The organism is Aurantiacibacter odishensis (genome assembly GCF_003605195.1).
In the GTDB taxonomy this organism is placed as follows: Bacteria; Pseudomonadota; Alphaproteobacteria; order Sphingomonadales; family Sphingomonadaceae; genus Alteraurantiacibacter; species Alteraurantiacibacter odishensis.
Genome location: NZ_QYOS01000018.1, coordinates 42,025 through 62,920, shown reverse-complemented (window position 1 = coordinate 62,920; position 20,896 = coordinate 42,025). Strand labels below are relative to the sequence as shown.

The 20,896-nt window shown below is 62.0% G+C and carries 21 protein-coding genes and 1 tRNA gene; 6 read left to right on the top strand and 16 right to left on the bottom strand.

Translation table 11 applies throughout. The features are described from left to right. Positions 1 to 4: 4 nt before the first annotated feature. Entirely contained in the window at positions 5 to 2,512 is a 2,508-nt protein-coding gene (locus tag D4Q51_RS01705; RefSeq protein ID WP_120075979.1) for an ABC transporter permease, read from the top strand. Positions 2,513 to 2,529: 17 nt separating this feature from the next. On the opposite strand, the gene D4Q51_RS01700 is transcribed toward D4Q51_RS01705, so the two are convergent. Both D4Q51_RS01700 and D4Q51_RS01695 read right to left on the bottom strand, forming a co-directional pair. Next, positions 2,530 to 3,381, bottom strand: a complete 852-nt coding sequence (locus D4Q51_RS01700; protein ID WP_120075977.1) for a hypothetical protein — start codon at positions 3,379 to 3,381, stop codon at positions 2,530 to 2,532. Between the two features lie 115 nt (positions 3,382 to 3,496). Next, on the bottom strand, positions 3,497 to 6,229 hold the full coding sequence (locus D4Q51_RS01695; RefSeq protein WP_120075975.1) for a TonB-dependent receptor: 2,733 nt from the start codon (positions 6,227 to 6,229) through the stop codon (positions 3,497 to 3,499). A gap of 295 nt (positions 6,230 to 6,524) precedes the next feature. On the opposite strand from D4Q51_RS01695, the gene typA reads away from it, so the two are divergent. Then, on the top strand, positions 6,525 to 8,366 hold the full coding sequence (typA, locus tag D4Q51_RS01690; protein WP_120075973.1) for a translational GTPase TypA: 1,842 nt from the start codon (positions 6,525 to 6,527) through the stop codon (positions 8,364 to 8,366). A gap of 68 nt (positions 8,367 to 8,434) precedes the next feature. Here the strand turns inward: typA and D4Q51_RS01685 are convergent, their stop codons facing one another. From D4Q51_RS01685 to D4Q51_RS01670, 4 genes are read right to left on the bottom strand one after another with little or no spacing between them, the layout of a single operon-like run. Beyond that, positions 8,435 to 8,821: a hypothetical protein gene (locus D4Q51_RS01685; RefSeq protein ID WP_120075970.1), complete on the bottom strand. Its 387-nt coding sequence runs from the start codon at positions 8,819 to 8,821 to the stop codon at positions 8,435 to 8,437. A 42-nt stretch (positions 8,822 to 8,863) separates the two neighbouring features. Further along, a complete protein-coding gene (locus D4Q51_RS01680) occupies positions 8,864 to 9,619 on the bottom strand; it encodes a hypothetical protein (RefSeq protein WP_120075968.1) in 756 nt (251 codons plus the stop codon). A gap of 37 nt (positions 9,620 to 9,656) precedes the next feature. Next, positions 9,657 to 10,265: an SdpI family protein gene (locus tag D4Q51_RS01675; protein ID WP_240624516.1), complete on the bottom strand. Its 609-nt coding sequence runs from the start codon at positions 10,263 to 10,265 to the stop codon at positions 9,657 to 9,659. A 44-nt stretch (positions 10,266 to 10,309) separates the two neighbouring features. Then, positions 10,310 to 10,612, bottom strand: coding sequence for an ArsR/SmtB family transcription factor (locus tag D4Q51_RS01670; RefSeq protein WP_120075965.1), 303 nt, complete (start codon positions 10,610 to 10,612; stop codon positions 10,310 to 10,312). A gap of 138 nt (positions 10,613 to 10,750) precedes the next feature. On the opposite strand from D4Q51_RS01670, the gene D4Q51_RS01665 reads away from it, so the two are divergent. Next, positions 10,751 to 11,899, top strand: a complete 1,149-nt coding sequence (locus D4Q51_RS01665) for a glycosyltransferase family 4 protein (RefSeq protein WP_120075963.1) — start codon at positions 10,751 to 10,753, stop codon at positions 11,897 to 11,899. Between the two features lie 9 nt (positions 11,900 to 11,908). On the opposite strand, the gene D4Q51_RS01660 is transcribed toward D4Q51_RS01665, so the two are convergent. Further along, positions 11,909 to 12,346 carry a hypothetical protein gene (locus D4Q51_RS01660; protein ID WP_240624515.1) on the bottom strand — a complete coding sequence of 146 codons (438 nt, stop codon included), beginning with the start codon at positions 12,344 to 12,346 and terminating at the stop codon, positions 11,909 to 11,911. Between the two features lie 65 nt (positions 12,347 to 12,411). Continuing rightward, a complete protein-coding gene (locus D4Q51_RS01655; protein ID WP_120075961.1) occupies positions 12,412 to 13,314 on the bottom strand; it encodes a PadR family transcriptional regulator in 903 nt (300 codons plus the stop codon). 122 nt (positions 13,315 to 13,436) lie between these two features. On the opposite strand from D4Q51_RS01655, the gene D4Q51_RS01650 reads away from it, so the two are divergent. Together D4Q51_RS01650 and D4Q51_RS01645 are read left to right on the top strand one after the other, a co-directional pair. Continuing rightward, positions 13,437 to 14,750, top strand: coding sequence for a replication-associated recombination protein A (locus D4Q51_RS01650; RefSeq protein WP_120075959.1), 1,314 nt, complete (start codon positions 13,437 to 13,439; stop codon positions 14,748 to 14,750). Then, the gene (locus D4Q51_RS01645) at positions 14,747 to 15,613 is read left to right on the top strand and encodes a hypothetical protein (RefSeq protein ID WP_120075956.1); all 867 of its coding nucleotides are present in this window, start codon (positions 14,747 to 14,749) and stop codon (positions 15,611 to 15,613) included. The genes D4Q51_RS01650 and D4Q51_RS01645 overlap by 4 nt, the downstream gene beginning before the upstream one ends. 17 nt (positions 15,614 to 15,630) lie before the next feature. Here the strand turns inward: D4Q51_RS01645 and D4Q51_RS01640 are convergent, their stop codons facing one another. Beyond that, entirely contained in the window at positions 15,631 to 15,999 is a 369-nt protein-coding gene (locus tag D4Q51_RS01640; protein ID WP_120076093.1) for a TM2 domain-containing protein, read from the bottom strand. Between the two features lie 126 nt (positions 16,000 to 16,125). Here D4Q51_RS01640 and D4Q51_RS01635 point away from each other — a divergent pair. Further along, positions 16,126 to 16,201: transfer RNA gene (locus D4Q51_RS01635), tRNA-Thr, on the top strand. A gap of 46 nt (positions 16,202 to 16,247) precedes the next feature. Here D4Q51_RS01635 and D4Q51_RS01630 read toward each other — a convergent pair. The 7 genes from D4Q51_RS01630 to D4Q51_RS01595 form a co-directional block, all read right to left on the bottom strand. After that, the gene (locus D4Q51_RS01630) at positions 16,248 to 17,147 is read right to left on the bottom strand and encodes a bile acid:sodium symporter family protein (RefSeq protein WP_120075954.1); all 900 of its coding nucleotides are present in this window, start codon (positions 17,145 to 17,147) and stop codon (positions 16,248 to 16,250) included. Positions 17,148 to 17,295: 148 nt separating this feature from the next. After that, on the bottom strand, positions 17,296 to 17,571 hold the full coding sequence (gene grxC, locus D4Q51_RS01625) for a glutaredoxin 3 (protein WP_205689424.1): 276 nt from the start codon (positions 17,569 to 17,571) through the stop codon (positions 17,296 to 17,298). A 637-nt stretch (positions 17,572 to 18,208) separates the two neighbouring features. Continuing rightward, positions 18,209 to 18,559, bottom strand: a complete 351-nt coding sequence (locus D4Q51_RS01615) for a DUF983 domain-containing protein (RefSeq protein ID WP_420807520.1) — start codon at positions 18,557 to 18,559, stop codon at positions 18,209 to 18,211. Between the two features lie 136 nt (positions 18,560 to 18,695). Continuing rightward, a complete protein-coding gene (locus tag D4Q51_RS01610) occupies positions 18,696 to 19,034 on the bottom strand; it encodes a hypothetical protein (protein ID WP_120075946.1) in 339 nt (112 codons plus the stop codon). Then, the gene (locus D4Q51_RS01605) at positions 19,027 to 19,248 is read right to left on the bottom strand and encodes a hypothetical protein (protein ID WP_120075944.1); all 222 of its coding nucleotides are present in this window, start codon (positions 19,246 to 19,248) and stop codon (positions 19,027 to 19,029) included. Before D4Q51_RS01605 ends, D4Q51_RS01610 begins: the two co-directional genes overlap by 8 nt. A gap of 45 nt (positions 19,249 to 19,293) precedes the next feature. Next, complete coding sequence (locus D4Q51_RS01600; protein ID WP_120075942.1) at positions 19,294 to 19,902, bottom strand: outer membrane protein; 609 nt, start codon at positions 19,900 to 19,902, stop codon at positions 19,294 to 19,296. A gap of 115 nt (positions 19,903 to 20,017) precedes the next feature. Then, positions 20,018 to 20,896, bottom strand: coding sequence for a LysR family transcriptional regulator (locus D4Q51_RS01595; RefSeq protein ID WP_205689423.1), 879 nt, complete (start codon positions 20,894 to 20,896; stop codon positions 20,018 to 20,020).

The following is a 20,896-nucleotide window of genomic DNA, read 5'->3' as shown; positions in this document are numbered from 1 at the left end:
GCGCATGGACTGGCGCACGGCATGGACCATCGCGCGGCGCGATCTTGCCAGCGGCTTTCGCGGCCTCAGGCTGCTGCTCGTCTGTCTCTTTCTTGGCGTGGGCGCGCTGGCGGCCATCGGCAGTCTGACCTCCGCCATACAGGGCGAACTCGATAGCCAGGGCCAGGCGATCCTTGGCGGCGACATGGAAGTGGAGCTGTGGCAGCGCATGCCCAGCGCCGAGGAAATGGCCTATCTGGACGGGCTGGGAGAAGTCTCCCCCGGCTACAGGCTGCAGGCCATGGCGACCACGCCAGATGCTGCAGTTCCGGTCGAGCTCAAGGCCGTTTCGCCGAACTACCCGATGTATGGCGAACTGCTGCTGGAAGATGGTTCCAGCAGCGGTGCTCCTGTGGCCGGGCAAGCCTACCTCGCCCCCGGCGCTGCGGAGCGGCTGGACGTGGCAACCGGCGACACCATTACGCTGGGCACCGAGCAGGTGATGATCGCGGGCATCATTGCCGAGGAACCTGACCGGCTTTCCGAGGGCTTCGCCCTTGGCCAGACTGTGATCGTGCCACTCGAATTGCCTGAGGCAGCAGGTCTCGTCGCGCCCGGAGCCATGTTCCAGACCAAGACGCGCGTCGCATTCGATGGCAACCAGGACCCGGACGAGGTCACGGAAGCCATGCAGGAAGCCTTTCCCGACAGCCCGTTCGATTTCCGCACCCGCAACCGCGCCTCTCCCGGAGCGGACAGGTTCGTCAGCCGCATGGGCGAATTCCTGACGCTGGTCGGACTGGCGGCGCTTGTAATCGCCGGGATCGGCATCGGCGGGGGAGTGAATTCTTACCTCGAGGCCCGACGCAATTCGATCGCCACGCTGAAGATCCTCGGCGCGACCTCGGGCGATATTGCCCGCATCTATGCGCTGGAAATCGGCATTGCTGCCAGCGTTGGCGCTGCCGCCGGATTGCTGGCGGGCGTGCTAGTCACGCCGCTGCTGGCGAGTGCGCTGGGTTCGCTTCTGCCCGTCACCACCAGTTTCGTTTTCGATCTGCTGGCGCTGCTGCGCGCGGCGCTATTCGGGCTGTTAGTGGCGCTTGTTTTCGCCGCTCCGCCGCTGACGCGGGCGCGCAATTTTCCGGCCATGGCGCTGATGCGCGCGCGGGTCTCTCCGCTGGCTCAGCAGTGGCGCGGGGCCGCGCTGCCTGTCGGCATTGGCATCGTCGGTATCGTGGCGTTGGCGGTTATCGGCTCCAACGACCCGCTGCTCTCGGCCATGTTTCTGGCAGGCGCTGCCGCGATCCTCGGCTTCCTCGCCTTGCTTGGCCGCGCAATTCGCTGGGCAGCGGCACGGATGCCGCGCCCGTCGCACCCGATTGTGCGCGCTGCCATCGCCAACATGCACCGGCCCGGCGCCGCGACAGGCTCTCTCGTGACGGCGCTGGGTTTCGGCCTTGCCGCATTCGTGCTGCTTGCAGGGGTGCAGAGCAGCCTGGACGGCAATATCCAGCGGTCGGTGCCCGAACGCGCGCCGGACTACTTCGTGCTCGACGTGCCGCGCGACGGGGTGGAGCAATTCCGCGCCATCGTGAGCGACATCTCCCCCGATGCCGCCGTGGACACCGTGCCGACCCTGCGCGGTTCGATCGTATCCTTTGGCCCTGAAGATGACATGATCCGCGTGGCCGACATGGAAGAGCGCGAAGGCACCTGGGGCCTTCGCGGAGAACGCGGCCTGACCTATTCGGACACGCTGCCCGATGGCAACGTGATCACCAGCGGCGGTTGGTGGGACGAAGGCTATGACGGAGAACCGCTCGTCTCTGTCGATGAGGAACTGGCGACCGCCGCCGGTATCGCCATCGGCGACATGATCACGGTGAACGTGCTGGGCGTGGAATTTACCGCGCGCGTTGCAAATACGCGGCGCATCGACTGGGAAAGCCTCGGCTTCAATAACGTCTGGGTCTTTTCCGCCAACACGTTCGAATCCGCACCTCATAACCTTGCCGCCACGATTGAATTGCCAGAGGGTACACAGGCGAGCGGCCTGTTGCGCGAGACTGTCCAGGCGTTTCCTTCGTCCAGCGTGATCGAGGTCGGTCCGCTGCTGACCGAGGCGCGTACCATCCTCGACCAGGTCAGTCTTGCCATCCTTGCAGCGGCCTCTGTGGCGGTGCTGGCGGGGATTGCCGTGCTGCTTGGCGCGATTGCCGCAGCGCGTGCCGCGCGCATCTACGACACCGTCATCCTGCGTGTTCTGGGTGCAAGCCGGGGCCAGTTGCTTGCCTTGCAGCTCGCCGAGTTCGGTCTGCTTGTTCTCGTGCTGGCCGGCGTTGCGCTGGCCTTGGGCACGGGCGTCGCCTGGCTGGTGATCGTGCAGATGTTCGAATTCGACTGGCTGCCCGACTGGACCGAGATCTTCGCGGTGCTTGGCGGCGGGCTGGTGCTGGTGCTGGCCTTTGCGCTTGGCGCATCTTTGCCGCTGCTGCGCGCCCGCCCGGCGCAGACGTTGCGTTCGCTGTAGCGCCTACGCCCTTCGGCTCAGGCGAAGGTATCGGCCACTGCCTCGGGCCCTGCCAGCGACGCGTGCAGCACGGCCATGAAAGCCGCCGAAAGCAGCGCCAGAAGGACCATCAGCAACAGGAAGCCAAGGAAGAAGACGATCATCGTGGCACCCATTGCGGGAGCCGCGGCATCGATGCTTCCACCTGCGGCAAAACCCATCATGCTTCCCCCCATCAAGGCAAACATCGCCAGGATGGCGCCGACCACGATGGCCGAAAACAGCAGTATGACTACGAAGATCTTGCCGACGTGTCCGCTCGTCAGGTTCCAGCTGCGCGTGACGGCGGTTATCGGGTTGCGCACGCCGTCGACGGCGATCACCGGCATGATCAGCGCCAGGCGGCAGGCCACGTAGATCATGCCCAGGAACACGGCGATCAGGAACAGCACCGATCCGGCATCCCCGGCAAGCGAGAAGATCGCGCCGACAATCGCAAGCACGAGGACCGCCGCGATGTAAGCTACCATCAGCAGCAGGGCGAGGCCGAACAGCGTAGGAATCTTGCGCAGGCCTTCCATGAAGGAATCGCCCAGCGTGGTGTCATGCACGGGCGAGGCGTTGTGAACCAGCGAGGCACCCTGCGCCATGTAGATCAGGAAATAGGCAATATAGGCGAGGATCATCGTCAGCAAGGCGCCGGCGCCCATGGCCATGGGGCTTTCCATCGCTCCGGCCATCATGAAACTTGAGCCGACAGCGCCCAACATGACGAACATCAGCATGATTTGCAGCACGAAATAGATGGCATAGATGCCAAGAAGCGAACCGATCCGCTGCTTGGTAACGCTGAAAGTCTGCGAGATAATACCGCCGATACTGAGCGACATAGCGAATCCCCCCTGTCGTTGCCCGCCATCCCATATCGAACACGAAAATCCGGATCGCGCAACAAAAAGGGGGCCGCGCCGGGCCCCCTTTCCATTTTCCTTGCAAACGCTTGATTTAGAAGCGGAAGCGACCAGTGACACCGTAGGTGCGCGGGTCGTTGGGATAACCCGCTACGCTGCGCGGCTGGGCGGGCGTGTCGAACACGGTGCCCAGGTTACGGTCGTCGGTCAGGTTGCGGCCCCAGACGGACAGCGACAGGCCACAATCGCATTCGTAGGTCAGCGACGCTGTCAGGTTGTCGATCTGTGAGGTGAACGGCAGGCCCGCATCGATGGCCGGCTGGCCGTTGACGATGGTGCCATCCGGTCCGCGCACCGCGAAGGCAGGCAGCCCTTCGACGAGCTGCGTTTCGGAGGACCAGAAGTAGTTCACGCGCGGGATCAGCAGGCCGTTGCCGACCTCGGCTTCATACTGCGCACCCACAATAACCGTCCATTCCGGGATACCGGAGGGCCGGGTGCCCGAGATATCGCCCTGCGCCGACTGCTCGAAGCTGTCGAAGGTCGGGTCGAGGTAGGTGACTGCCGCGTTCAGCGTCAGCGAACGGGTGGGGTAGAAGGTGCTTTCGAATTCCACGCCCCATGTCGACTGGCTGCCGGCGTTCGCCAGCACGAAGCCAGAACCGGTGAAGATGTTGGACTGGAAGCCCTCGATCTCCTGGTCGAACACCGTCAGGTTAGCAGAGAAGGTGTCGAAGTTGGCCTTGATGCCGACTTCCATTACCTTTGAGTCCTCCGGGCCTGCAAAGCGCGAGCCGTAGGTCTGGTTCGGACGGTCGAGCCCGGCCGCCTCGATCGCAGCACGATCGGCGAGCGACGGCCGCGCGTCGCGCGACAGGTTGACCGAGCTTGCCTTGAAGCCAGTGGCGTAGCTCGCGTAGATGTTCACGTCGGGCGTGAGATCGTAGGCAAGGCGTGCCGAATAGCTGAAGTTGTCATCGTTGATCCGGCCATCTTCCACGGCGTTGGGAACGCCCAGGAACGGCGGCAGGAACTGCAGCGCACGCAGCGGGTTCAGCGGGTTTGCCAGCGGGTTGTTGACGTTGCCCGCGGCAAAGGCCTGGGCCCCGGCCTGAATCTGGCCGAAGGCCGCCATGTTGTTGGCGGCAAAGGCACCGATCTCCGCAGCTGTCGCTGCACGGCCCAGCATCAGCGCATCACCCACGCCCTGCGCCAGTGCGCCCTGGAACAGCACCTGCTGGCGGAACGGCGCCAGTTGCGGAGCGTCGAAGTCGATCGCCGAGAACACGTCGGTCGAGTTGGCGTCCTGCGTGAACTGCTTGGTATCGTCGGTGTAGTTGCCGCCCAGAGTCAGGACGAGACCGTCGACGATCTCGAAATCGACCTGGCCAAACAGCGAGTACGCCTCTGAATCCAGCGTATAGGCTTCAGTGAAGCCCTGGCCCTGGTTGAAGAAGGTTCCGACGTAATTGGTGCTGAAAGCCTGGCTGAACACCTGTTCCAGCGGGGTTGCGTTCGGAGCGGCCGGGGTCGGGAACAACGAGAACGCGCCGCCCGAAAGATTCGCCACGACCAAGTTCGCGTAGTTGCGGAAGTCAGCGCCGTAGAGCAGCTGATTCGCCTGCGTCACGTCCTCGTTGATGTAGAATGCACCCAACAGCAGATCGACCCGATCGCCGATTGAACCCGCGATGCGGAATTCCTGCGTGAAGGTGTCGATCTCAAGATCCTGCGAGTTCGGGAAGATCAAATCGGCGCTGGTGAAGTCCGAATCCTGGAATGTCACGGCTTCCGTCTTGCGGGTGGCAGTGATCGAGGTGAAGGTGAAATCACCCACATCCCAGTCGAGCTGGGCGGAAAAGCCACGGTTCTCGATATCGTTGGTCGAATCGAAGTTGCTGTAGATAACATCGGCGAAAGGATCGTTCGGATCGGTCACGTTGCCGCCAACGCCGAGCACGGCCGCCGTCGTGGGACCGTTCTGCACGTTCACCACGCCGCAGCAGATTTCATCGATCTTGTCGATGTCAGCAATGAAGCGCAGGCGGATGTCGGAGCCGTTGTCGACCAACACCTGCGCACGGCCGTACCAGCGGTCACGATTGTTTGCGTCGCTGCCGGTACCCAGATCTTCGAAGAAACCGTCACGCTTGTTCAAGCCGCCGGCAATGCTGAAAGCAACTTCATCGGTGATCGGGCCCGTGAGATAGCCACGCAGGACCCGGGCGTCATAGTTGCCGTATGTCGCTTCGAACGAGCCGCCGACGTCGAACTGCGGCTCTTCGGTGGTGACAGAGATCACGCCGGCAGAGGCGTTCTTGCCGAACAGGGTCGACTGCGGACCGCGCAGCACTTCGACGCGCTGCACGTTGGGAAGGTCGGAGATGGAGGAGGCGGTGCGGCTGCGATAGACGCCGTCGATGAATACGCCGACCGAAGGTTCGATGCCGGCGTTGTTAGCACCGTTGCCGAAGCCACGGATGAAGAAGCCGGTGTTGGCCGAGGACTGGCGCTGGCCGACCGTCAGCGAGGGAACCACCGTCTGCAGGTCACGGATGTCGCGGATCTGGTCACGCTCCAGCGTTTCGCCGCTGGTGACGGACACGGCAACCGGCACTTCCTGCAGCGTCTGTTCGCGCTTGGAGGCGGTTACGATGATGCTGTTGCCCTGGTTGCTGTCCTCGCCAGCTTCGTCGGGATAGATGTCCTGTCCGGTATCGGCCTCGTCCTGCGCCATGGCGGCAGCCGGCGCGAGCAGGGCAATGGCGGCAGCACCGCACAGGCACTTGCGCGAAAAACCCGCAATGCGGGCAGTCTTCGTTGTCATTGATTTCTCCATCTCTCCCTCGAAAACCGATCCCGCCGTTTGGCTGTGCACCGGTTTCAAGCGACCTCTATTGGTCGCCCCTGAATAGAGGCCTGAAAAGCATCGCACAATCGGTACTCTACAAACCGATTACGGAAGAAACGGGCTGTGTTACATTTCCGCAACATGGAGATGCCTGACGTATACGTAAAGCGAAGGGCCCTGCATGAGCTTGCGGCGAAGGCCGTCATAGGCTATCGGCGCGCCAATTCGCAGTTGCAGCAATTGCCGCCTGCCCAATCAGAAAGCAAAAATCATGTCCGCCCCCCTTCGCAACGTGGCGATCATCGCCCACGTCGACCATGGCAAGACCACGCTCGTCGACCAGCTCTTCCGCCAGTCCGGCACCTTCCGCGAGAACCAGCGCGTCGAGGAACGCGCCATGGATTCCAACGAACTGGAACAGGAACGCGGCATCACCATCCTGGCGAAGCCGACCAGCGTGGAATGGAAGCCCGAGGGTGGCCAGCATTCCTACCGCATCAACATCGTCGATACGCCCGGCCACGCCGACTTCGGCGCCGAGGTGGAGCGCATCCTGAGCATGGTCGATGGGGTCATCCTGCTGGTGGACGCCGCCGAAGGCCCGATGCCGCAGACGAAATTCGTGACCGGCAAGGCGCTGGGCCTGGGCCTCAAGCCCATCGTGGTCGTCAACAAGATCGACCGCAGCGATGCGCGCGCCAACGAAGTGCTCGACGAAGTGTTCGACCTGTTCGTGAACCTCGATGCGGATGACGAGCAGCTCGATTTCCCCGTGCTCTACGCCTCTGGCCGCTCGGGCTATGCCAGCGAAGACCCCGAAGCGCGCGAGGGCGACCTGCTGCCGCTGTTCAACCTCATCGTGAACCACGTTCCCGAGCCCGATCTCGATCCCGATGGCGACTTCGCCATGCTGGCGACGCTGCTGGATCGTGACGCGTTCCTCGGCCGTATCCTGACGGGCCGCATCGAGAGCGGCCGCCTCGAAACCGGCATGCCGATCCGCGCGCTGGACGTGAACGGCAAGGTCGTGGAAGTGGGCCGCGCCACCAAGGTGTTCGCCTACAACGGTCTGGACCGCGAACCCGTGCTGCACGCGAAGGCTGGCGACATCGTCGCCATCGCTGGCCTGACGGATGCCACCGTGTCGAACACGCTGGCCGCTCCGCATGTTTCCACGCCGATCCATGCCTCGCCGATCGATCCGCCCACCCTCTCCATGACCTTTGCCGTCAACGACAGCCCCTATGCCGGCCGTGAAGGCGACAAGGTGCAGAGCCGCGTGATCCGCGAACGCCTGGAGCGCGAAGCCGAAGGCAATGTCGCCATTCGTGTTACGGAAAGCTCCGGCAAGGATGCCTTCGAAGTCGCCGGTCGCGGCGAACTGCAGCTTGGCGTGCTGATCGAGACCATGCGCCGCGAAGGCTTCGAACTCTCCATCAGCCGCCCGCGCGTGCTTTATCGCGAAGAGAACGGCCAGAAGCTGGAGCCCTACGAGACCGTTGTGGTCGACGTGGACGACGAATTTTCCGGCACGGTTGTCGAGAAGATGGCGCAGCGCAAGGCCGAGATGACCGAGATGCGCCCCAGCGGCGGCGGCAAGACCCGCCTGACCTTCATCGCCCCCAGCCGCGGCCTGATCGGCTATCACGGTGAATTCCTGTCCGACACGCGCGGCACGGGTATCATGAACCGCCTGTTCGACAGCTACGGCCCGCACAAGGGCAAGATTGCAGGGCGCCAGAACGGCGTGCTGATCTCGATGGAACAGGGCGAGGCGATGGCCTACGCGCTCAACACCATCGAGGAACGCGGCGTGCTGTTCGTCAGCCCCGGCGAGAAGCTGTACCAGGGCATGATCATCGGCGAGAACGCCAAGCCCGAAGACCTCGAGGTCAACCCGCTGAAGTCCAAGCAGCTCACCAACTTCCGCGCCAGCGGCAAGGACGAAGGCATCCGCCTGACCCCGCCGCGCAAGATGACGCTGGAGCAGGCAATCGCCTACATCGGCGACGACGAGATTGTGGAAGTCACCCCGCAGAGCATCCGCCTGCGCAAGGTCCACCTGGACCCGCACGAGCGCAAGCGCGCCAAGCGCGCCTCACAGGACTCTTGAACATCGTCCTGCCGCTCATCCCCCGCCAGCCGGGGGATGAGCGGCGGCGATGATGCTGCCCTGGTTGCCTAGCGGCACATTCGCAGGATGAAGGGGGATCGGTCGCCATAGCTTGCCTGCATCGTGTTCGTGTCCACCAGCGTCATTGAAAACGGCACCTCCCCCTGATCCAGTGCGAGGCGGGCAACCGCGCCCTCTTCCCCCACCTCGACGCTCTCCACCTCTCCTCCGAAACTGGCCGTATCGATGCGTCCGGCCGCGATCTCGTAGCGCCTCGAACTCGGCACCAGGCAGGCGGCAGGCACCTCTGCCCAGCGGCCACGGAATTCGCGCGGGATGATATGCGTGGTGGTTCTCAGAGCCGCGTCCTCGGCAACCTCCCCATCCTCGGCTGCGCCCGGCGCGCAGCCGATCAGGGCGAGTGAAATCGGCAGCAGGGAAAGGCAGGCGCGCATGCTGGAATTACCCCCGGTTCGGCTTCCCGGTTCCCGTTCCGGTCAGACCCAGTGGCGCTCTGCCATGATCAGACCTGCGTAGAGCATCACGCCGAGCAGGAAGGGCAGGAAATAGCTTTGCCGCTCCTCCGGCAATTCCTCTTTCAGCACGTTGAGGATGATCCCGCCTGCAAGGAAGGCGAACAGGCCGCCAATCAATACCGGGGGCAGCGCAATGAAGATGCCGAGCACCCAGCCGCTGACGACAGCGGCGCTGATGATCCACCGGGCCAGCCGGTCATATGCTTCACGGTGATCCTGCCGCATTCCGAAATCGGCAGTGAGGAAGTGCAGCGCCATGGCCACGAAGAACAATGCCAGTGCCCAGCCGCCCCCTTCCTCCCGGTGCAGCAGCAAGTAGCCGACCAGCGCATTGAACGAACCGTAAGTGACGAGGTGCAAGTACAGGACATCGTCCTGCATCCGATCCCCTTCCCCGGCGGCGCGCGCTTTCTCCCGGCTCAGCTTCACCGCGCGTTCCAGCCCGTAGAACACGACAAGCCCGGCAAGGGCCAGCGAATAGACCGCGCTTTCGGCAGCCGTGGGCGAAACGCCCAGTTCGTCTGAGAACTCGCGGCTGTGCATGCCGATATCGGGCAGCACGTGGAGGAACACGTAGGCCACGGCGACACCGCCGGCGAAGGAAAGCCAGCGGCTTCGCGGGGTCACGTCGAGGAAGCGCAGGCGATGCACTTGCAGGTGCACGGTGACAAATCCTGCCACCATGATCGCAGTTACAAGGATTTCACCGCTCTCCATCCCCGCCTCAACGCGGGCGCGCGGGAGTGCGTTCCAGTCAGGCCGCCTTGCGCGAGCGCCAGAACCACCAGCTGTAAGCCACAGGAATGACAGTCGCCATTGCGATCGAGGCGACCAGGATAATCGCCAGCGCTTCCGCCTGAACCTGCAGCACGGCTGCGAGAATGTTGAGTGCACCTGCCGCCATCATCAGCTTGCCGCCCAGGCGATGGGTGGCAATCCAGTTGTCGGTATCGGTGATGGCCCAGGGTGTGCGGATGCCGACGAAGAAGCCGGGCCGGCTCTTTGGCAGCGCATTACCGACCAGCAAGAGCAGAAACCCCATGCCCAGAACCAAGGCATTGATCGAAAGCGCGACGCCCCAGGCCGGAAGCCCGATGATCGCCGCCAGCACCAGGCTGAGCAAAATCATTCCGCCCCAGACCGCGCGAAGCACCGGTGCGCTCGCTTCCAGCTTTTTCTGCAGCGGCTCCAGCGAAGGGAGGATCGCAAACAGTGCGGTGGTAAAAGCCAGCATTCCCACCGGCAGTAGCAAGGCGATGAGCGCGGGCGCCCAGTCGTCCGCTTCCCCCGCTGCATTCCAGTGAATCGGCAGCTGTGCGCCTTCGGGCAGCCGGTTGTGCGTCAGAAAGGCGAAAACCAGCATTGCTGCCATGACGGCAATCGAAGCGACGATCAGCGGGCGTGTGTTCACGGCATCTGCTCCTTGGGATTGGCGGCGTCCTCGTCCTCCCCCAGCATCCCCATGCGTCCCATGAAGCCGTGCAGCGCTTCTTCCAGCGTGGACATGTTGAGCGAGTAGATCACCTGCCCGCCCCGATTTTCCGACAGCACCAGGCCGGCTGCCTTCAGCTTGGCGAAGTGCCCTGACATCGTGGGTTTGGAAACGGGAAAATGGTTTGCCAAGTCACCCGCGTTCATGCTGCCGGCTTTCAGCAGTTGCAGCACTTCGCGGCGGATTGGGTGCGATAGGGCATCGAAGACGGTAGTCATGATTGGTATTTAGCTAATATGCTAAATACCTTCTGTCAAGCGATCGATCGGCTGATGGATTATTCGCATCAGCGCCAAGCAGACGGTTACTCCCCTTACCTCTCGCCAAGCCGCAATGGCTCGCCTAAGGGCAGTGCGATGGATGTGAGTGAACTTCGCGTCGCGCTGTTCAGCGGAAACTACAACTACGTCCGCGACGGCGCGAACCAGGCTTTGAACCGGCTTGTCGATTACCTGCTGCGACAGGGCGCCGATGTGCGCGTCTATTCGCCCACCACCGATACCCCCGCGTTCGAACCCGCCGGAGAACTCGTCAGCCTCCCTTCCGTGCCTATTCCGGGGCGCGGGGAATACCAGTTCTCGACCGGGCTCAGCAAAGAGATCAAGGCCAACCTTGCTGAGTTCGATCCGCACATCGTGCACATCTCCAGTCCCGACGTTTCGGGCCATCGCGCCGCCACCTGGGCGCGGGCGCATGACAAGCCGGTGCTCGCCAGCGTGCACACCCGGTTCGAGACCTATCCGCGCTACTACGGCTTCGGCTTCATCGAGCCTGTCTTCGTCGCCCTGCTGCGCCGGTTCTATCACCGCTGCGATGCCATCGTCGCGCCGTCTGCCAGCATGATCGAGGAGCTGCGCGAACAGGGGATGCACCACGATATCGGCACTTGGTCGCGCGGGGTCGATCGGCACATCTTCACCCCCGCCCGCCGCGATGTTGAATGGCGTCGTTCGCTAGGCATCGGCGATGATGACATGGCAGTCGGCTTTCTCGGGCGGCTTGTCCTGGAAAAGGGCATCGACATCTTTGCCGAGACGATGGTGGAACTGCGCAAGCGAGGCGTGCCTCACCAAGTGCTGGTGATCGGGGAAGGTCCGGCAAAGGAATTCTTCGCCGAGAAAGTGCCGGAAGCGAAATTCGTTGGCTTCCAGCAGGGCGAGGATCTTGGCCGCGCCGTCGCCAGCATGGATGTGCTGCTCAACCCTTCTGTCACAGAGACATTCGGCAATGTCACGCTGGAGGCGATGGCCTGCGGCGTGCCCGTGGTGGCCGCCGATGCCACTGGCGCCTCCAGCCTCGTGATCGAGGGAGAAACCGGACATCTCGTGCCTCCGCGCGACGTCTCGGCCTATGCCGATGCCCTCGCCGCCTACGCCAGTGATCCGGAATTGCGCCGCGCACATGGGGAAGCAGGTGCCCGGCGCGCCGATGCTTTCGATTGGGATACGATCAACGGGTCCGTGGCCGATACCTACCTGCGGCTGATTGCAGCGCGCGGCAAATAGGACGCGGGATCAGCGCAGCACGCCGCGGCGCATCATTGTCAGGGCATAAAGGGCAAGCAGGATTTGGCTGGCCCAGATCACGAATGTCATGATCAGGCCCGTTCCGTCGAGAACGCCGTCCGGTGCCGGGTTGGTGAACTGATAGACGGACGAACCCGCCAGCCCGATCAAGCCCAGCACGAACGCGTGAAAGGCAAAGCGGCTGCGCAGCACCAGCAGGACCGCACCGAGGAATGCGCTCCAGACGCCGATCGCCCAGAACGCCTCCATCCACGCGGGGAAGCTGTAGAAATATTCGAGCTGCTGCGGAGTGAAGGCCGACATGTAGGCCTCGTTGCGCGTCTGCGTCATCAGGTAGTCGTAAGCGCCGAAGGCGTTCCACAACAGCGCCAGGATGCCGATCACCCACAGGTGCCACGGCGTGGCGGGACGTTCCATGATGGCCATTGTTGCCTCCCCTGTTTCGCGCAAGTCTAACACGCTTGCGCGAAACAGGGAATTGGCATCAAAAGTTACAGACGCTCGATCTTGCGCGCCAGTTCGTCGATCAGGTCGACAACCTGTTCCTTGTCGAGGTCCTTCAGCTTGCCGTCGGCAGCCTTGTTACGGATGACCTGTGCAAGGTTGCCCATCGCACGGAACAGTTCGGAGGAACCCTTGGGACGCGCCTTCTCGCGCTTGCGACCAAGCCGGTCCCACAGTTCCTCGATCTCGTCCTTGCGGTCTTCCAGTTCGGCAAGGCCGCTCTCCGTCGCCTGGAACAGCTTCTTCGCGTCCTCGCTGTCCTGCTCGGCAATCGCGCCCTCATCCGCCAGCATCTGCAAGGTCGGGTAGATCGTGCCGGGGCTGGGTGAATAAGAGCCAGCAGTCATGTCCTCCAGCGCCTTGATCAGTTCGTAACCGTGGCGCGGTTCCTCTGCCAGCATGGCCAGCAGCACAAGACGCAATTCACCCGGCCCGAACAGGCGGCGGCGACGCTGTCCCTCACCTTGGTGCGAGCGGGAGCGCTTGCGACCACCGCTTTGCGCGAACAGCCCACCAGGGCCGAACACACCGTCTTTGCCGAACACTCCGCCCCGGCCGAACGGGCCATCGGGGCCAAGCGGTCCGTCCCTGCCGAAAATGCCGGCCATGCCGAGCACGTCCTCCGCGTTGTACCGATGCCGATGGCGGCGGCGATAGCGGCGCGGGCCGCCCTCTTCCCAGTCGCCATCGTCATCGTCCATTTCGATCTCAACCTCGACTTCGAAATCCTCGCCCTCGGGGTGGTCCTCGATATCGCCCTCGACCGGTTCGAGGTCTTCAGGCTCGACGATCTCTTCCTCGCGGCGTGCGCGGCGCGGCCGCGATGCCGAGCTCTTTGCCGACTTTCCGGCTGCCTGCGACTTGCGCGGCTTCCTGCTATCCTTGCTCATTGCAACTCTCCAGTACGTCCCACTGGCCTTAAGATATATCTTAGACCTATCGTAACAAGAGGCATGCGGAAAAATTCCCGCCCTGCCCTACCTCCGGCGAGCCAAGCCGCTACATAGTGCCCATGGCCGACCTGTTTGCCGACGATGCCCCCCAGAAACCCACCGAAGAGGTGCGCGAGGATGCCCCGCTGGCCGATCGACTGCGCCCACGCAGCCTCGCCGAGGTGATCGGACAGGAACACCTGACCGGCAGCGATGGCGCCATCGGTCGAATGGTAGCCGCTGGCAGGCTCTCCAGCATGGTGTTGTGGGGCCCGCCCGGAACCGGCAAGACCAGCATCGCCCGCCTGCTCGCCGACGAGGTGGGTATGCGGTACGAGGCCGTGAGCGCCGTGTTCTCGGGCGTTGCCGACCTCAAGAAGGCCTTTGCCGCCGCCGAGCAGGCCCAGAAGGCTGGCCAGCGCACGCTGTTGTTCGTGGACGAAATCCACCGGTTCAACCGCGCGCAGCAGGATGGCTTCCTTCCCTTCGTTGAACGTGGCCTCGTCACCCTGGTGGGTGCGACGACGGAGAACCCCAGCTTCGAACTCAACGCCGCCTTGCTGAGCCGCGCGCAGGTGCTGATCCTGCACCGCCTCGATGCCGAAGCACTTGGCAAGTTGCTGGACCGCGCGGAGGAACTGGAAGGCCCCCTCCCCGTGACCGCAGAAGCGCGCGAGGCGCTGATCGCCTCCGCCGATGGCGATGGGCGATTCCTGCTCAACCAGGCCGAAACGCTCTATGCGGCGAAGATCGGCGATCCGTTGGACCCCGCGGCGCTCGGCCAGTTTCTCCAGCGCCGCGTGGCGGTTTACGACAAGGACCGGGAGGGGCACTACAACCTCATCTCCGCCCTGCACAAGGCCGTGCGCGGGTCGGATCCGCAGGCTTCGCTCTATTACATGGCCCGGATGCTGGTGGCGGGTGAGGAACCGCTGTTCGTCGCGCGGCGGCTGATCCGCATGGCGGTAGAAGACATCGGCCTCGCCGATCCACAGGCGCTGACGCAATGCATGGCGGCAAAGGACGCCTACCAGTTTCTCGGCAGTCCTGAAGGCGAACTCGCACTGGTCCAGGCGTGCCTCTACCTCGCCACCGCGCCCAAATCGAACGCCGTCTACAAGGCCCAGAAAGCCGCCTTCCGAAGCGCGAAGGAGACCGGCAGCCTTATGCCGCCGATGAATATCGTGAACGCTCCGACCAAGCTGATGAAGGACGTCGGCTACGGCAAGGGCTACACCTACGATCACAACGCTGAGGAAGGCTTCTCGGGCGACAATTACTGGCCGGACGACATGGACGCCCAGACTTACTACGAGCCGGTCGAACGCGGGTTCGAGCGCGAGATCCGGAAGCGGCTTGACTATTGGGACAAGCTGCGGGCGGAGCGAGGTTGAACCGCTTTTCGCACTACGTCGCGATAGACTGGTCGGGCGCGACGGGCGCGCGGCACAAGGGCATCGCGATTGCCATTGCTGACGCGGGCGGCGGACCGCCGGTATTGGTGGAGCGCGGGAAAGGCTGGAGCAGGTCGGACGTCCTCCACTTGCTGCGAGAGGAACTGCCAGCCGATACGCTGGTGGGCCTGGACCTTGGCATATCGCTGCCGTTTCTCGACGCGGGTGCCTTCTTCCCCGGCTGGGAGGAAAGCCCTGAGGATGCCAAGTCGCTCTGGGCGCTGATTGACAGCATCGCCGAGGATGACGAGCACCTGGCAGCCGGGAGCTTCGTCGACCACCCGGAGGCAAGCCGGCATTTCCGCCGCCACGGCGGGCGCGAAGGCGACCTGTTCGGCGGCGGACGCGGTCGCTTCCGCGTGACGGAAATCGAGCAGGCGAAACAAGGCTGCAAACCTTACTCAAACTTCAATCTCGTCGGTGCGGCGCAAGTGGGCAAGTCCAGCCTCACCGGGATGCGGATGCTTCATGCCTTGCGCGGGGAAGTCCCCGTCTGGCCCGTCGATCCGCTGCCCGCTGTCGGCCCGGTAATCGTGGAGATCTACACGACTCTCGCGGCCATCACGGCGGGGCGCACAGCCGCCCGTGCAAAGATGCGCACGATCGATGAACTGAATACCGCCCTTCGAAACCTGGGGAGTCCACCCGTCGTGGGTAGCGGCGCAATCGACGATCACGCGAGCGACGCGCTGGTTACTGCCGCGTGGTTGCGCACGAGAGGCCATGACGCCGCACTCTGGTCTCCGGAAAGCCTTACGCCGAAGATCGCGAGAACCGAGGGCTGGACTTTCGGCGTGCCATGACGAGCCGAGCGAACCAGTCAGCGGCGGCGCAATTCCCGGATCTCCTCGACCCGCGGATCCAGCGGACGCGGTGGTTCGTACTGTGGTGCAGAGATGCGTGAGCCGCTCTGGCCTTCGCGGTACCCGCTGAGCTCGCGGATCGTCTTCATGTTCTCCTCGCGAACCATCTCCGGGATCTGGAAGGCATCGATCAGCCACCAGAACGCTAGCGGGATGATCCCCACGATGGAAAGGCACATCAGCAACTGGGCAATGCCCGTGCCGGTCCGTCCGAGGTAAAAGCGGTGCGCACCAAGAAAACCAAGGAAGAACCACAGCAGGTAGCTGGCGCCCGCAGACTTGCGGTGCGCCTCGAAAATCAACTGTTCCTGGGTACGGGAATCCATTCGCTGCTCCAGGTTACGTCCCGTCACGATAGAAGCATAATCGCCAAGCGGTTTCAAACGCCACCTTCGCACACCCACTTGCCTTCCCTACTGCTTTGGACCAAAGGAGCCCCGCCCGCATGGCAAGCCGGTTTAGCTCAGTTGGTAGAGCAGTTGATTTGTAATCATCAGGCCAGGGGTTCGAATCCTCTAACCGGCACCATCGCTTGGCGTTACCGCCGAAACTCCAGTTCCAGAGTATGTGTGATTCATTTACCCTTCGCGGTCGTCCTCAATCCTGGGAAAGCGCGAGAGAGCAGGATGACGACGGGGAAGGTCATTATATAGGTCAGTGCGGCATATATGACCGAGGGCGTTGCAAGTATTGGGAAGCCGGCTGCATCGCCCCACAGTAAAGCACCCACCGCAAGCCCGAGCCCACCGTTCTGGACACCCGTTTCGATTGCGATTGTCGCCCGTTGAGGAGCGGACAGACCAAACGCCTGCGCTACCGCGAACCCGAGGGCGAGGAGAACGAAGGTCAAGAGCGCAAGCTGCCACCCGATCAGGATCAGACCCGATTGCAAGGTCTCCAGCACTTCGACGAAAGACCAGCCGATTATTGCAATGAACACGGCAAAGCAGGCGCGGAAGATGACCGGCTCGTGCTGGTCGACAAGGTGAGGCGCCAGATGTCGAATAAGCATTCCCAGCAGCACCGGGACCGTCGCGACCGCCACCACGCGTAACGCAAGAGATCCGAATTCAATGCCGGGCGTTGTGGTGCCAAGGAAATGGCTCGCCGCAAGCAAGGACAGCGCCGGAAGGGTCGCGGCACTAAGCAGGTTGCTGACCGCAGTCAGGGACACGGACAGCGCTACGTCGCCGCCAGCGATCCGCGTTAGCAGGTTGCTCATCGCGGCGCCGGGGCAAAGCGTCAGGATTACGATGCCAAGGGCCAGGTTCGGATCAACTTGCAGGACCGAGACGAAAAGAAAGCCGACAAGGGGCACGAGGACGATCTGGCATGCAACCCCCAGGAACAATGACTTCGGACGTCTGAGGGCGGATCGGAAGTCGGAGAACTTCAAGCCCAGGCCAAGTGCGAGCATCATCACGAAGACCGCAACCGGAACAACAAAATCGATGATCGTTTCGGACGTTACCATGACAGCCCCCTCGGCGAAGCCATATCTCGCAGTTCCCCTCCTGCTGATGATTACTTCGCATCCCGCTCTATCGGGGTGTTGTCGTTAGCAGGCGCTCAATTCCATGTCCGCCTTTTCCATTCCGACGTCGGACGCAAAGTCCGTTTCGCTAGGCAGCCTGAGCGGCGGCAGATCCATTCCGTATTGCGAGTTCACCTCGCTCATCCAGCATCGACAGTTCGTCAGCTCCGCCAATGCCGACGCCATCTATGAAAATCTGCGGCACCGTGCGCCTCCCGTCCGACCTGTTGACCATTGGTCCGAACAGGGTGGGATCTTCCGTTAGGCTATGCTCGACATAGCTCAGCCGGTGTTCCTTCAGGATGGACTTTGCAAGGGCACAGTAGGGGCAATAGTCCTTGGTATAGATTTCAATCTTCGGCATGATTTCTTCCAATCTGGGCTCGCAAAGGCGAAGGTAGTGTTGCCGACGCCCGATGGTTGCTGACGATCAATCTATTAATTCGCCTCCAGATGATAATTCAGGAAATTGTAAACACTCTATTCCGATAAGAGGAATAATAATCCGATCTTGCATGGGTCATCCTAACCCGACCATCCTTCTTCATTGATACGTTTCTTGAAATAGACTTATTATATATTTCAGCGTTAATATCGCATCCTGCATGACTTAGATGTTCCGGGAATAGTGAGTTTGACTGCGCGCCAAGCGGACCAGCTCACGCCACGAACGGAGTGATAAAATCATGCAAGGACACAAGGATGCACTGCTGGCGGCCTTCGCGGGCTTCGTTCTCACAACGACGTTGATGACGCCTGCGATCCTGGAAGCTCGCGCTCTGCAAGCAGCCCGGATCGCCGCTCACGATGACGTACTGGGCCCCGGAACGACAGTTCTAGGAAAGGATCAAGCAGCACGACTCGCCGCCGCTTTGCGCAAGGCTGAGCGAGATGCGGTTACGCAGACCCGCTGAATTCGTCGAAGCCGCTCGCGGCGGCAAGTCAGGTACGCTCGCAATGCCAAAGCGCTCCGGGTCTAGTACAAAGTTCTCAGCGCGAGTTCACTTCTTCTCCGTCTCGTGCTCTGTCGCCTTTTCGCGTTCTTTCATCTGCGCCCAGAGTTTCTCCGTCCCTGCTTCCACAGATCGATTCACATATTGGGATGCGACAAGCCACCCCTTGATTGGCCGCAGCGGCAAGACGCAGCCGAAGGCCATCAGCGGCGCGGCAATCAACAGCATCACGGTCACTGACGTCTCGAAAGTGACGTGAATCCAGACCACGAGAAACATCAGCGGAAAAGCGACGAAACAAAGCGAGAAGAATGCTGGTCCGTCGTCCGGCGAAGCGAAACTGTAGTCCAGCTTGCAAACCGTACACGTCTCACTCATCTTCAGCCACGAGGTGAACATGGCTCCCTTCCCGCAACGGGGACAAAGCCCCTTCCAGCCAGACCTTAATATCCACCTGCCTTTGTCTTTGTTTGGCTTGGTCATAGGGACTGCTCCTTTCGATTGGAGGTTTCGGGCTCTGGCCATCAAGAAAGGGTCAGGCGCCGATTGAATCCTTCGGGATCTCGCGAAACCGAAGAGCAAATGTCATGAAGAATTCCAGCTCATCGCCGGTCAATCCGCACGCGAGGGCTTGCTTCTCGGCCATGTCGTAAGCTTGCAGATCACCGTTCTTGAGTGCGCAGGCAACGGCCAGAACGGCCGAGGTTCGTACATCGAAACTTCGCTCGCCCAAGGCAGCATCGATCTCTGCGGCAGACAGCCCGGCACCGCGAGCCGCATCCTGGGCGCTTGAAAGCCTGTCCTCACAGCCGCAATCGCTGACCATCGCCAATCTGAGCTGGCTAAGGATCCTGTCGTATTCGGGATCAGCCATCGCGAGGCTGCCTGGTGTCGGGACTGAAAAGGCGCGGCATGCCTTGCCTGACTGCCGACACTGCCGCCACTGCGGTAAGGTTCAACAGTGCCGCGGTCAGGGAGCCGCTGGCGAAGGATGCAGTCACGATCGGCTGAAGCTTCAGCAAGGTCGCATCCAGGGAAGATCCGGCAAATTTCGATTGGACCCAGTACATGACGTATTCCAGCACCACAGGTTGCCGCCGCCTGACTAGCAGGCAGCGGCATCCGTCTGCGGTTCAAAAGTTGTAGCTGATGCCAACGAGGGCCTGGTGCTGGTCAAACTGACCGCCATTATTGCCAAAGTCGGTGTAACGGTATTCCAGGCGAGCGCTCACGTTGTCGGTCAGGGCGCGCTCGACACCGCCGCCAACAAGCCATCCGTCCAGATTGTCGGATACACGCGTGGTAGCGTCGTCTGTGACGAGCGCTGTGCGGACCCGTGAATTGGCATAGCCGCCGCGAACATAGATCAGCGTCTTGTCATTCACGAGGTAACCTGCACGAGCCGTCAGATCGAAGCTGTAACGGGGATCGATAGTGATCGCAGCCCCATCCGACTGTGCACGGATTTCGTCATCGAAAGCGCCGCTGAAACCGGCTTCCGCGCCGATTACAAGGCGATCGTTGATCTTGTAGTTGTAGCCAACGTAGCCACCGAGCACCAAGGCATCGCGAGAGGCTTCAGCGTCGACCGGCTGGGATTCGATCGTGGCATTAGCCACTTCTGCCCGGTTCCAGCCTGCCTGAACACCAATGTAGGGACCGTCGAAGTCCTCTGCCTGGGAAGGCGTTGCAGCAAATCCCGCAAAGGTAGCGAGAGCGGTGAGTAGCAATTTTGTTTTCATTTTTATCTCCATGTCCTGCCCCAGAGGCGGGGTCGGACGGGGAGATAGGCTCAACCGGATTTTGTGATAATCTTGCTTTCTCGAAAGAGATTATTCCACAAATCGGAATTACACATCAGTTGATGAAGCGGTTCGCCCGCAAACGTTCAGCCGCGAAGTCGACGAAGGCCCGGACCTTCGCGGATGCGTTTCTGCCCTCCGGATGGACGATATGCACCGGCAAGGGTTGCTCCTCGTACTCCTCCAGGACGGTTTGCAGCGTGCCCGCGACAAGATCAGGCCCAACTTGATAGGAAAGAACTCTTGTGAGGCCCCAACCCGATCGCGCCGCCTCGATGGCCGCAGGATTGGAGTTGCAGAACAGGCCAGGCGAAACCCGCACGTTTTCCTTTTCCTCTCGCCCGAATTTCCAGTCGACCGATGTCCAGGCGCTGGTGGCCGCAATGATCCGGTGCGACGACAGATCAGTCGGCCTTGCGGGGACACCCTGACGGGTGAAGTAATCCGGGGCTCCGCAAATCACGCGTCGGACCGATCCCACCTTTATCGCGCTATAGCTGGAATCCGGTAGATGACCGATCCGGATGGCCACATCCATGCCTTCGTCGATCAGGTTCGTGACACGATCCAGAAACACCAGGCGGCCCGTTACCTCGGGATAGGTATCCAAGAACTCGGTAACGATCGGCAATATGTAGATCTGTCCGAACATCACCGATGCGGTGATCGTAAGATTGCCGGTTGGCTTGGCGAAGGAACCTGATGCAGCCGCCTCGGCTTCCTCGACCGCTGCAAGAATCTGTCTGCAGTCTTCGACATATCGGGCGCCGACCTCGGTAAGTTTGACCGACCGCGTGGTGCGCGTGAGCAAGCGAGCGCCCACCAGATCCTCCAGCCCTGCAACAGCGCGACTTACTCCTGGAGGGCTCATGTTGAGCTGGCGCGCAGTCTCCGCAAAGCTCCCGGTATCCGCGATCTGCACAAGCACGCGCAT

Coding starts and splice junctions, on each gene's coding strand:
- D4Q51_RS01705 (WP_120075979.1), top strand. CDS start 5: ATGGACTGGCGCACGGCATGGACCATCGCGCGGCGCGATCTTGCCAGC.
- D4Q51_RS01665 (WP_120075963.1), top strand. CDS start 10,751: ATGGATGTGAGTGAACTTCGCGTCGCGCTGTTCAGCGGAAACTACAAC.
- D4Q51_RS01685 (WP_120075970.1), bottom strand. CDS start 8,821: ATGCGCGCCTGCCTTTCCCTGCTGCCGATTTCACTCGCCCTGATCGGC.
- D4Q51_RS01610 (WP_120075946.1), bottom strand. CDS start 19,034: ATGGCTGATCCCGAATACGACAGGATCCTTAGCCAGCTCAGATTGGCG.
- D4Q51_RS01595 (WP_205689423.1), bottom strand. CDS start 20,896: ATGCGCGTGCTTGTGCAGATCGCGGATACCGGGAGCTTTGCGGAGACT.
- D4Q51_RS01670 (WP_120075965.1), bottom strand. CDS start 10,612: ATGACTACCGTCTTCGATGCCCTATCGCACCCAATCCGCCGCGAAGTG.
- D4Q51_RS01630 (WP_120075954.1), bottom strand. CDS start 17,147: ATGGTAACGTCCGAAACGATCATCGATTTTGTTGTTCCGGTTGCGGTC.
- D4Q51_RS01675 (WP_240624516.1), bottom strand. CDS start 10,265: ATGCTGGTTTTCGCCTTTCTGACGCACAACCGGCTGCCCGAAGGCGCA.
- D4Q51_RS01615 (WP_420807520.1), bottom strand. CDS start 18,559: ATGTTCACCTCGTGGCTGAAGATGAGTGAGACGTGTACGGTTTGCAAG.
- D4Q51_RS01650 (WP_120075959.1), top strand. CDS start 13,437: ATGGCCGACCTGTTTGCCGACGATGCCCCCCAGAAACCCACCGAAGAG.
- grxC (WP_205689424.1), bottom strand. CDS start 17,571: ATGCCGAAGATTGAAATCTATACCAAGGACTATTGCCCCTACTGTGCC.
- D4Q51_RS01600 (WP_120075942.1), bottom strand. CDS start 19,902: ATGAAAACAAAATTGCTACTCACCGCTCTCGCTACCTTTGCGGGATTT.
- D4Q51_RS01695 (WP_120075975.1), bottom strand. CDS start 6,229: ATGACAACGAAGACTGCCCGCATTGCGGGTTTTTCGCGCAAGTGCCTG.
- D4Q51_RS01700 (WP_120075977.1), bottom strand. CDS start 3,381: ATGTCGCTCAGTATCGGCGGTATTATCTCGCAGACTTTCAGCGTTACC.
- D4Q51_RS01680 (WP_120075968.1), bottom strand. CDS start 9,619: ATGGAGAGCGGTGAAATCCTTGTAACTGCGATCATGGTGGCAGGATTT.
- typA (WP_120075973.1), top strand. CDS start 6,525: ATGTCCGCCCCCCTTCGCAACGTGGCGATCATCGCCCACGTCGACCAT.
- D4Q51_RS01655 (WP_120075961.1), bottom strand. CDS start 13,314: ATGAGCAAGGATAGCAGGAAGCCGCGCAAGTCGCAGGCAGCCGGAAAG.
- D4Q51_RS01660 (WP_240624515.1), bottom strand. CDS start 12,346: ATGGCCATCATGGAACGTCCCGCCACGCCGTGGCACCTGTGGGTGATC.
- D4Q51_RS01640 (WP_120076093.1), bottom strand. CDS start 15,999: ATGGATTCCCGTACCCAGGAACAGTTGATTTTCGAGGCGCACCGCAAG.